Source organism: Winogradskyella pacifica (assembly GCF_013403915.1).
Classification (GTDB): domain Bacteria; phylum Bacteroidota; class Bacteroidia; order Flavobacteriales; family Flavobacteriaceae; genus Winogradskyella; species Winogradskyella pacifica.
Genome location: NZ_JABFDI010000006.1, coordinates 190,662 through 200,130, shown reverse-complemented (window position 1 = coordinate 200,130; position 9,469 = coordinate 190,662). Strand labels below are relative to the sequence as shown.

Annotated in this window: 9 protein-coding genes; 4 read left to right on the top strand and 5 right to left on the bottom strand. The window is 33.4% G+C overall.

All coding sequences use genetic code 11. The annotated features are described in order from the left end of the window. Positions 1-105: 105 nt before the first annotated feature. A complete protein-coding gene (locus HM984_RS07735; protein ID WP_179348738.1) occupies positions 106-1,914 on the bottom strand; it encodes a hypothetical protein in 1,809 nt (602 codons plus the stop codon). 125 nt (positions 1,915-2,039) lie between these two features. Beyond that, positions 2,040-2,699, bottom strand: coding sequence for a rhomboid family intramembrane serine protease (locus tag HM984_RS07730; RefSeq protein ID WP_115808452.1), 660 nt, complete (start codon positions 2,697-2,699; stop codon positions 2,040-2,042). Between the two features lie 61 nt (positions 2,700-2,760). Between HM984_RS07730 and HM984_RS07725 the strand changes: the two genes are divergently transcribed. After that, positions 2,761-3,651 (top strand): lysophospholipid acyltransferase family protein, encoded by an 891-nt coding sequence (locus tag HM984_RS07725; protein ID WP_179348737.1) that lies wholly within the window; start codon positions 2,761-2,763, stop codon positions 3,649-3,651. Positions 3,652-3,699: 48 nt separating this feature from the next. On the opposite strand, the gene HM984_RS07720 is transcribed toward HM984_RS07725, so the two are convergent. Together HM984_RS07720 and glmM are read right to left on the bottom strand one after the other, a co-directional pair. Further along, positions 3,700-5,205: an aminotransferase class V-fold PLP-dependent enzyme gene (locus HM984_RS07720; RefSeq protein ID WP_179348736.1), complete on the bottom strand. Its 1,506-nt coding sequence runs from the start codon at positions 5,203-5,205 to the stop codon at positions 3,700-3,702. 193 nt (positions 5,206-5,398) lie between these two features. Next, positions 5,399-6,787 carry a phosphoglucosamine mutase gene (glmM, locus tag HM984_RS07715; protein WP_115808450.1) on the bottom strand — a complete coding sequence of 463 codons (1,389 nt, stop codon included), beginning with the start codon at positions 6,785-6,787 and terminating at the stop codon, positions 5,399-5,401. Between the two features lie 80 nt (positions 6,788-6,867). On the opposite strand from glmM, the gene HM984_RS07710 reads away from it, so the two are divergent. Both HM984_RS07710 and HM984_RS07705 read left to right on the top strand, forming a co-directional pair. After that, positions 6,868-7,473, top strand: a complete 606-nt coding sequence (locus tag HM984_RS07710) for an acyl carrier protein phosphodiesterase (RefSeq protein ID WP_179348735.1) — start codon at positions 6,868-6,870, stop codon at positions 7,471-7,473. An 80-nt stretch (positions 7,474-7,553) separates the two neighbouring features. Beyond that, on the top strand, positions 7,554-8,285 hold the full coding sequence (locus HM984_RS07705) for a hypothetical protein (protein WP_179348734.1): 732 nt from the start codon (positions 7,554-7,556) through the stop codon (positions 8,283-8,285). A gap of 117 nt (positions 8,286-8,402) precedes the next feature. On the opposite strand, the gene HM984_RS07700 is transcribed toward HM984_RS07705, so the two are convergent. Continuing rightward, positions 8,403-8,927 carry a DUF8685 domain-containing protein gene (locus HM984_RS07700; RefSeq protein WP_179348733.1) on the bottom strand — a complete coding sequence of 175 codons (525 nt, stop codon included), beginning with the start codon at positions 8,925-8,927 and terminating at the stop codon, positions 8,403-8,405. 164 nt (positions 8,928-9,091) lie between these two features. Here HM984_RS07700 and HM984_RS07695 point away from each other — a divergent pair, with 164 nt between their 5' ends. After that, complete coding sequence (locus tag HM984_RS07695) at positions 9,092-9,442, top strand: hypothetical protein (RefSeq protein WP_179348732.1); 351 nt, start codon at positions 9,092-9,094, stop codon at positions 9,440-9,442. Positions 9,443-9,469: the final 27 nt, after the last annotated feature.

Here is a 9,469-nt window from a genome sequence, read left to right as displayed (position 1 = left end):
TTAAGATACGAAAATCAATGCTTCTTTGAAAATATAAAATATAAAAAAAGAGACTGCCTTTTTAGACAGCCTCTTTTATTTTTAGCAGCATTCTATTTTAGACTCTTAAACCGTTTCTAACTGAGGTATAGAAATATGCGTCAATTCATTTTTATAAAATTGAAGTTCATTTTGAATAGTCGTATATTTTGAAGATAGAACACTTACAAACAAGTCTTCATAATAAGCAATACCATCAAACAGATTGCTTTTAAATGCCGTCCATTTTTTAATCTGTTTAGCCGTTAGGTCTTCAGAAATGGTGTCAATATCAGTCTTTAAATAATCCACATACATTTTCAATTCCTTCATAAACATATTTGGACGACCTACATTAGAAAGTACAGAGGCATTTCCATTAATGTGTTGCATCATCTGAGATAGCGATACTTCTTTATCAAAATAAGCCATATTTGGTCCTGGACAAATAACAACTCCTTGCTCCTGCCCTTTAATATTAATATCGTTTTCTAAATAAGAAGCATTTGCCAAACCAACACAAAGGCACGCTTTTTCAGTTATTTTTGCTTTAGCATTCTCATAAATGGCAGGAGACACGTCCGCTTTTTTAGCTTCTAGTTCCTGTAGCTTAACATCTTGATATTTTTTAGACGCGGTACAAACCCCTTCTGGACCAAACGCTTTATTTAAAGCCAAAAATTTCTTTGGGCAAGAACTTCCTGCCTTATTATTAGCAATACGTTTTTGTTTATGAAACTCATTGGTCGTTCCTTTTATAGTATTAAAAGGCACACCTAAAGGAGAAATACCGCTTAAATACAAATCTTTTTCTTTAGCGCTACGCAATAAGTCTCTGGTTTCTTGATCTACAGATGTGGCTTCGGGCACTAATAAAAATGGTGTTCCCCAACCTACCGAATCGACCTGATAATTTTCAAGTAAAAAATGATGCTCCTCTGCGGTACCCACACCACCTTGAACCGTGATTTTTAATTCTAAAGGTTGCTCAGGAGCATCGATTTCCTTTTGATTTAAACCTTTTACATAAACCGCGTGCGTGTCTTGTATTAATTCTATTTTCTTCGTTTTAAACTCTTCTAAAATCGGCCCCAATAAAAAACCTTCGGTAGCAAAAGCATGACCACCACAGTTTAATCCGGATTCTATTCTATATTCGGAAACCCAAAGGCCTTTTTTAGCCAAAAATTTCCCTTGAATAATTGCTGAGCGATAATCACTAACTTTTAATATAATTTTCTTTTTTAAATGCCCATTCACATCTGGAAAGAAGTCCTTAAAGCTTTCAAAGTAACTGTATAACCTCGGATTCATTCCTGCAGAAAGGACTACAGATGAACTTAAATTACTATTCGCAAAACCACGTAGCGATGCATGTGCATCATTGAATTGTGTTGGTAATTGTTCCCCTTTAATAAAATTATCTTTATCTACTTTGGTCATGATGTTAACATCAATAGTTCCCACTTTTAGATGTGTTTCAAGATAACTTCTAGCCTTGTCCTTAAATGCAACTCCTTCTTGTAGTAAATTGGAAAGTCCATCTTTAAAATCAGATGTATTAGGTAAGGTGGTGATGAAGTGTTCTAAAGCTGCTTTGCTTTCAGATAATTCTGTTTTAAAATTTACGAATTTTTCTTTTACAATTGTATCAGTCAAATTTAAATACGAGGTAATCCGCTCTGCGCGATAATCTTGTACTTTCTTTGTGATTTCTTGGTATGGTACGTTGAATTTTTTGCTGTAAAATGAATTCATCTTTTCGATGAGCTCGTCGTCTATAATAGAAACTACGGACGAAATACCATATTGAGCCACTCGAATAGGACTATCAATAGTATACGCTAAACCCATTACGGGTATATGAAAACTGTGGAGTGATTTTGTTAAAGCCATCTTCTAATTTTGTTTAAAAATTGAATAAGCTACAAAGATGACTTTAGTTTTTATGTCAAAACATGACTTATGTCACACCTTTTTATCCTTTATTGATCTTTGATCTTGTTAGTGAATGAAAAGTCTTATTTCAACTTTCCTGTTTTATAAAGCACAAACAGAATAATTATAGGCACGGCCAATAAGCCAACATAGCCTAGATTACTTGTAAATAAACTTGGCATCATTATTAAAGTTACAACATAGCCACCAACTGCTCCACCAAAGTGTGCATCATGCCCAATATTGCCTATTTTATTTTTCATGCCATAAATAGAATATAATAAATAGCCAATACCAAACACATAACCAGGAATCGGAATGGGTATAAAATACATATATAAGTTCATATCTGGTCGTAAAAGTATAGCTGCGTATAAAACACCGGTTACCGCACCACTCGCACCAATGGCACTATACCAATACTCATCTTTATGAAAATATAATGAGAGTAAATTTCCAAAAATTAAACTCGCAAAATAAATCACTATAAATTTAAAAGAGCCAAGTATCATAACTACAGCATCTGCGAAAAAATAAAGTGTAAACATATTAAACAGTAGATGGGTTATATCTGCATGTAAAAACCCAGAACTCAACATTCTTATCTGTTCTCCACGTTTAATACTCCCAACATTGAATTTATATTTTTCAAAAAAAATGCGGTCATCAAATCCTTTAAAAGACATAATAACGTTAGCTGCAATAATCACGATGGTAACTATACTTATACCCAAATTGTCCATAAACTCTAATCCTATAAATCAAATATAATATATATTTGTACTTCAACGCTAATATACATTAATGCAACTTATTGCTTATATTTTAATCTACCCTATTCTTTGGTTAATTTCAATTTTACCTTTTAGATTACTTTATGGATTCTCTGATGTGATTTATATTTTTATGTATCGCATATTTGGCTATAGAAAAACCACTGTAAAAGAAAATTTAAGATTGGTTTTTCCTGATAAGTCTGAAAAAGAAATTTCTGAAATAACAGGAAAATTCTATCATCATTTTTGTGATATGATGGTTGAAGCGATTAAATCCCTAACAATTTCGGAGGCTCAAATGAACAAACGCTTCAAGTTTACGAACGTAGAACTCATTAATGATTTAGAAAAAAAACAACGAAATATTATTTTAATGTGTGCCCACTATGGCAGTTGGGAATGGATTTTTATTTTACAACGACATATTGAATACAAAGGCTATGCCGTTTATAAGCGCCTAAAAAACAAGTATTTTGACAAACTCGTTAAACGGATCAGAGCCAAATATAATTCGCATTTAATCACCACTAAAGAAACTTATGGTGTCCTTCTTAAAAGCAAGAAAAAAGATGAACTCACCATTAACGGATTTGTTTCTGACCAATCCCCAAAAGCACATAAAGCTTTTCATTGGAATGAATTTATGGGCATAAAAGTACCCATGTATACAGGTGCTGAAATGCTAGCTAAAAAATTAGATATGGCGGTGGTATTTTTCAGTGTGAAACGAATTAAACGTGGTTATTATGAAACCACATTCACAACCATTACCGAAAACCCAAAAGAATACAAAGATTATGAAATCACAGACTTGTTTTTTAAAATGGTAGAAAAACAAATCTTAGAAGCGCCACAATATTATCTATGGACGCATAAACGTTGGAAACATAGAGATAAAGTGCCAGCTGAATTTCTATAAAAAATAGTATAACTCGTGTGGAAATTGATGTTTAAGTCTAGAACTCAATTAATTCATATCAAACCAAGCATCTACATTTATAGCATCACAAGGGGTATCAACTAAGGTTTTATGCACAAACTCATTATTACATCTTGAGTATTCATAATCCTTAGCCCATGCGTCATGATTCTTAGCTAAATCGGTAATACTATCACAAACATATTTAATCTCTGCATTCGTGGTTGTTGGATGAATAGACATACGAATCCAACCTGGCTTACGAACTAAATCCCCAATGGAAATTTCATTAGTTAATTCGTTAGACATTTGCTGATCTACATGTAGTAAGAAATGGCCATAAGTGCCTGCACAACTACAACCTCCACGGGTTTGAATACCGTATTTATCATTCAATATTTTAACCGCTAAATTAAAATGCAAATCGTCAATATAGAATGAAATGACTCCTAGCCTATCTTGGTGTTGGCCTGCAAGAATGTTAAGATTCGATACGTCCCCAAGTTTATCAAAAATAATTTCAACCAACTCATGCTCGCGTTGCAACATCTTATCCACTCCCATTTGTTCTTTTAAACGAATGGACAGTGCCGTTTTTATAACTTGAAGAAATCCTGGCGTCCCACCATCTTCTCTGTCTTCAATGTTATCTATGTATTTGTGTTCGCCCCAAGGATTCGTCCAGCTAACAGTTCCTCCCCCCGGACAATCGGGTACCATGTTTTTATATAATTTCTTATTAAAAACCAATATACCTGAAGTTCCTGGTCCACCTAAAAACTTGTGAGGTGAAAAGAAAATAGCATCTAATTGCGCATCTTCATCAGTAGGATGCATATCAATACCTACATAAGGTGCCGAGCATGCAAAATCTACAAAGCATACTCCACCGTGCTGGTGCATTAGTTTGGCCACATCATGATGCGGAATTTGAATTCCCGTAACATTAGAACCACCGACTACTGACGCAATTTTAATGGTACAATCTTTATATTGATGTAATAAGGTTTCTAAATTCTTAAGGCAAAATAAACCGTCTTCATTTGGTGGTACAACCTCAACCTTTGCTATCGTTTCTAACCAAGTTGTTTGATTGGAATGATGCTCCATATGTGAAATAAAAACCACTGGTTTCATTTCTTCTGGAATGTTTGTATAGTCTTTTATATTTTCAGGAATCTTTAATCCTAATATACGTTGAAACTTATTGATAACACCGGTCATACCATTACCTGAACAGATTAAAATATCATCATCATTGGCATTAACGTGATCTTTAATAATATGCCTCGCTTTATGATAGGCTTTCGTCATAGCTGTACCAGAAACTGTAGTTTCCGTATGGGTATTTGCAACAAAAGGACCAAAATCATTCATTAATTTTTCTTCAATCGGTCTGTATAACCGACCAGAAGCCGTCCAATCGGTATAGATAATTTTCTGTTCTCCATAAGGAGATTCAAACCGTTGGTTTTGACCAATAATATGTTGTCTAAACTGATTAAAATAGGTTTCTAATTCAGTGGTTTCGGTTGTATTTGTTTCTAAAATCATGGCCAAATATTATTATATATGCATCATTAAAAAGGTAATGAAATGTCAGTTTGAGCGCAGTCGAAAACCTTAAAACAGTCACCATTAAAGCATTTCAACTGCGCTCAATGTGACATTTATATTTATACAATTATTCAATTAAAATACCCCTACAATTTTTCAATTTATAAGTACTTAATTTCATTTAAAGATATTAAATATTAGCAATAGCTTTTATTTCAGCAATAAAACGATCTGCTAACGTATCTGCTGCTTCTTGCGAAGGAGCTTCTGTATAAATTCTAATTATTGGTTCCGTATTACTCTTACGTAAATGCACCCAACTATCCGAAAAATCAATTTTCACACCATCTATAGTGGTTAATTTTTCATGACTATAATTAGATTCCATAGTGCTTAAAATACCATCAACATCCAATCCTGGAGTTAATTGAATTTTCTTCTTGCTCATAAAGTAATTTGGGTAAGACGCTCTAAGTTCACTGACTTTCATTTTTTTCTCAGCCAATAAACTTAAAAATAAAGCCACACCAACTAAGGCGTCACGTCCGTAATGAGAATCTGGATAAATAATTCCTCCATTTCCTTCACCACCAATAACTACATTATTCTTTTTCATTAAAGTTACAACGTTGACTTCACCTACAGCACTAGCTTCATAAGTTCCGCCATGTTTTTCAGTAACGTCGCGTAACGCACGTGTAGAACTCATATTACTTACGGTGTTCCCTGGTGTCTTACTCAATACGTAATCTGCACAAGCGACCAATGTATATTCTTCTCCAAACATTTCTCCTGTTTCATCCATAAAAGCTAAACGATCTACATCTGGATCTACAACGATTCCGAAATCCGCATGTTCTTTTACAACTGCTTTTGCTAAGTCACCTAAGTGTTCTTTCAAGGGCTCTGGATTATGAGGAAAATGACCTGTTGGATCACAATATAATTTTACAGGCTCAACACCTAAACGTTCTAATAATAATGGAATAGCGATACCTCCTGTAGAATTTACACCATCAACAACCACTTTAAAATTTGCGTCTTTTATCGCTTGTACATTGACTAATTCTAAGTCTAAAACTTCATCGATGTGAATATCGATATAGGCATCATTAACTGTTATTTTCCCTAAGTCATCTACCTCAGCAAAATTCATCGTATTAGACTCTGCAATCTCTAATATTTTCTGTCCTTCTGCTCCATTCAAAAATTCACCTTTGGCGTTTAAAAGTTTTAAAGCATTCCATTCTTTCGGATTATGACTTGCTGTTAAAATTATACCACCATCAGCATGCTCTAATGGTACAGCAATTTCAACCGTTGGTGTGGTAGACAAACCTAAATCAATAACGTGAATTCCAAGTCCGACTAAAGTATTCATCACTAAATTCTGAATCATTTCTCCAGAGATACGAGCATCACGTCCAACGACAACGATATAATTGTCTTTTTGGCGCTGTTGCTTTAACCAAGTCCCATAAGCTGCTGCAAATTTAACCGCATCAATTGGTGTTAAGTTATCATCTACTGGTCCTCCAATAGTACCTCTAATTCCTGATATTGATTTTATTAAAGTCATGTATATTTCTATTTTCAACAAATATAAATAGATATACTGTTTTTAACTATTTTGTGATTATGAATTTGTAATTTCGAAATATGAATTTTCTCGCTCATATTTACCTTTCAGGAGGTAACGAACTCATTACTATCGGAAACTTTGTTGGAGATGGAGTAAGAGGTAATAAATACAAATTATACCCTAAAGAAATACAAATTGGTATTCAATTACATCGCAACATTGATACGTTTACAGATGCACATCCTCTTTTTAGACAATGTACCAAACGCTTGCATAAAGGGTATAGTCATTACAGCGGAGTTATTGTAGATATATTTTTCGATCACTTTTTAGCTAAAAACTGGACGACCTATTCCGATATTCCACTAGATGTATATATTGCCGACTTCTATAAAAGTTTATCGCATCATATTGCTATTTTACCGCCGCGATTTCAAAGTTTGACTCCGATTATGATTGAAGGTAATTGGCTACTGAGCTATGCTACCGTTGAAGGTATTCAGATTGTATTAAACGGAATGAATCACAGAACCAAAGGACTATCTAAAATGAATGAAGCAACTAAAGAACTCAGAGAACATTATGATGCTTTTGAGGCCGATTTTACGTTGTTTTTTGAAGATCTTAGAGCGTTCAGTATTTTGAAACGAATTGAGATTGAAAAGCAATTTAATTTAAAATAACCACTAATTTAGCAACCTTAAAAGTAAATAGCTAAAGCTGTTTTTAGCTTTATTAAATTTTATAGGACTAGTTACGTATTATGGCAAAAGCATCTAAACTAAAAAAAGCATTAAAAATTATAGGAGGAGTGATTGTATTCTTCACCTTACCAACTCTACTACTCTTTGGGTTTATATATTTTAAATATAACGAAGAATTACCAACAGGTCAACAAGGTCCTAAAGCTGAGCAGTTAGCTAATAAAATGCTTAAATCATTAGATGAATCGGCATATTTAAACACGGATTATATAGAATGGACTTTTAAAGGCAGACAAAAATATAAATGGTATAAATCGGACAATACCTGCGAAGTCTATTGGAAAGATTTTACAGTGATTTTAGATTTAGAAAATCGCAACAACTCAAAAGTGTTTGTTTTAGAACAAGAGTATAATGGCATAGAAAAACAAGAGTATATTACAAAAGCCGAAAACTATTTTAATAACGATTCGTTTTGGTTAGTTGCGCCGTATAAAGTTTTGGACGAAGGCACTGAGCGTCGTATTGTGATCACAGAAGACCACAAAGAAGCCCTTTTGGTAACTTATAAGTCTGGCGGTACAACACCAGGCGATTCTTATTTGTGGCATTTTGATGATGAAGGAAAACCAAAAAGTTTCCAAATGTGGGTCGATATTTTACCCATTAAAGGTTTAGAAGCTACTTGGGAAAATTGGACGACTACGGAAAGTGGAGCCCAGCTACCAACCTTTCATAAACTTTTGATTTTGGGTATTGAGATTACAGATATTAAAGGCTTAAAGATGTAATACTGTTGCATTACCAAATGAAATTATTTAATGTGTTGTAATAAGGTTTCAATTAAGTTATTAAAGAAACTATCTCTTTTAACTATTCACTCCTAACTTTTCACTATTAACCAAAAACTATTTAGACCGTTGCCCAACAAACTGTTGACTCTTCAACTTAAATAGCACATTAAAACTTGTTAAACTTCCATAGCTTCTCGTAATATACTGTTGAAGATCTATCTTCTCTTGCTCCTCGAGATTACTCGAATTTATCTTTTGTTCCATAACACGAAGGCGGTCACGTACCATAGTAATTTTATGAAAGAATGTATCTATTGGTACTTCACTAGACTTTAAATTAGAATCTCCAGGTGTCATAATCAATTTTCCACCTTTCCATTTATCTGCAATTGTAATAACTTCAGATACATCAGACCATTTTTTTAAGATGGACTTTAAACTACGCTCTACATCGTAAAAACTTACAGCGTCCACGTCGTCCTCTGCGGCTTCAATCACTTCAAAATCAGAATCTAAATCTAGAGTCTCTAAACCATCGTCGATAAAGGTGACCCAATAGTGCTTTGAAGTGACGTTGGTCACCACACCTTTTCCATATTCTGAATGCTTTATTCTAGATCCTATTCCCAGTAATTTCATAGTGTTCTTTATGTGCTATTTGAGTTAATAAAAAAACTAAAATAACAAAAAAAACAGCTTAAAATTAAATTGAATTTACAAATGTTAAGAATTATTAAAAGTTGTATTTCGTACGAATTAATCTTATTATTTTTACAGTAAACACAATCTAAACCCAATTAATTATGAAAAAAATAATTTTTACACTTTTATGCTTCGGCTTTATCTTAACAGCTTCTGCGAATAATGACCCTAAGATTGGGGATTTATTAACGGTAAAAACACCAACTGCACAAGGATTTAATCACGTTGATTTTCCTAAAGCTAATATTTTAATAAAACGGGGTGTCGTAACGAACTATAAATCCGTAAATAATGAGACTGTTGTTATAGACAAAGTAGAAACTGAAGCTAACGGATCTACGACTGTAATTCTTAAGAAACAAGATGGTTCTAAATTCTTTGGCTTTTTAAGTAACGTTAAAGCTGATTATACAAAAGCTATAGGATCAGGAGAACTTGTTGTAATTAAATAACATCACTTCTAGCTTTTAGCTATTAGC

What these genes read in the sequence shown, in the direction of transcription:
- HM984_RS07735 (WP_179348738.1), bottom strand. Translation starts at nt 1,914, where the DNA reads ATGGCTTTAACAAAATCACTCCACAGTTTTCATATACCCGTAATGGGT.
- HM984_RS07730 (WP_115808452.1), bottom strand. Translation starts at nt 2,699, where the DNA reads ATGGACAATTTGGGTATAAGTATAGTTACCATCGTGATTATTGCAGCT.
- HM984_RS07725 (WP_179348737.1), top strand. Translation starts at nt 2,761, where the DNA reads ATGCAACTTATTGCTTATATTTTAATCTACCCTATTCTTTGGTTAATT.
- HM984_RS07720 (WP_179348736.1), bottom strand. Translation starts at nt 5,205, where the DNA reads ATGATTTTAGAAACAAATACAACCGAAACCACTGAATTAGAAACCTAT.
- glmM (WP_115808450.1), bottom strand. Translation starts at nt 6,787, where the DNA reads ATGACTTTAATAAAATCAATATCAGGAATTAGAGGTACTATTGGAGGA.
- HM984_RS07710 (WP_179348735.1), top strand. Translation starts at nt 6,868, where the DNA reads ATGAATTTTCTCGCTCATATTTACCTTTCAGGAGGTAACGAACTCATT.
- HM984_RS07705 (WP_179348734.1), top strand. Translation starts at nt 7,554, where the DNA reads ATGGCAAAAGCATCTAAACTAAAAAAAGCATTAAAAATTATAGGAGGA.
- HM984_RS07700 (WP_179348733.1), bottom strand. Translation starts at nt 8,927, where the DNA reads ATGAAATTACTGGGAATAGGATCTAGAATAAAGCATTCAGAATATGGA.
- HM984_RS07695 (WP_179348732.1), top strand. Translation starts at nt 9,092, where the DNA reads ATGAAAAAAATAATTTTTACACTTTTATGCTTCGGCTTTATCTTAACA.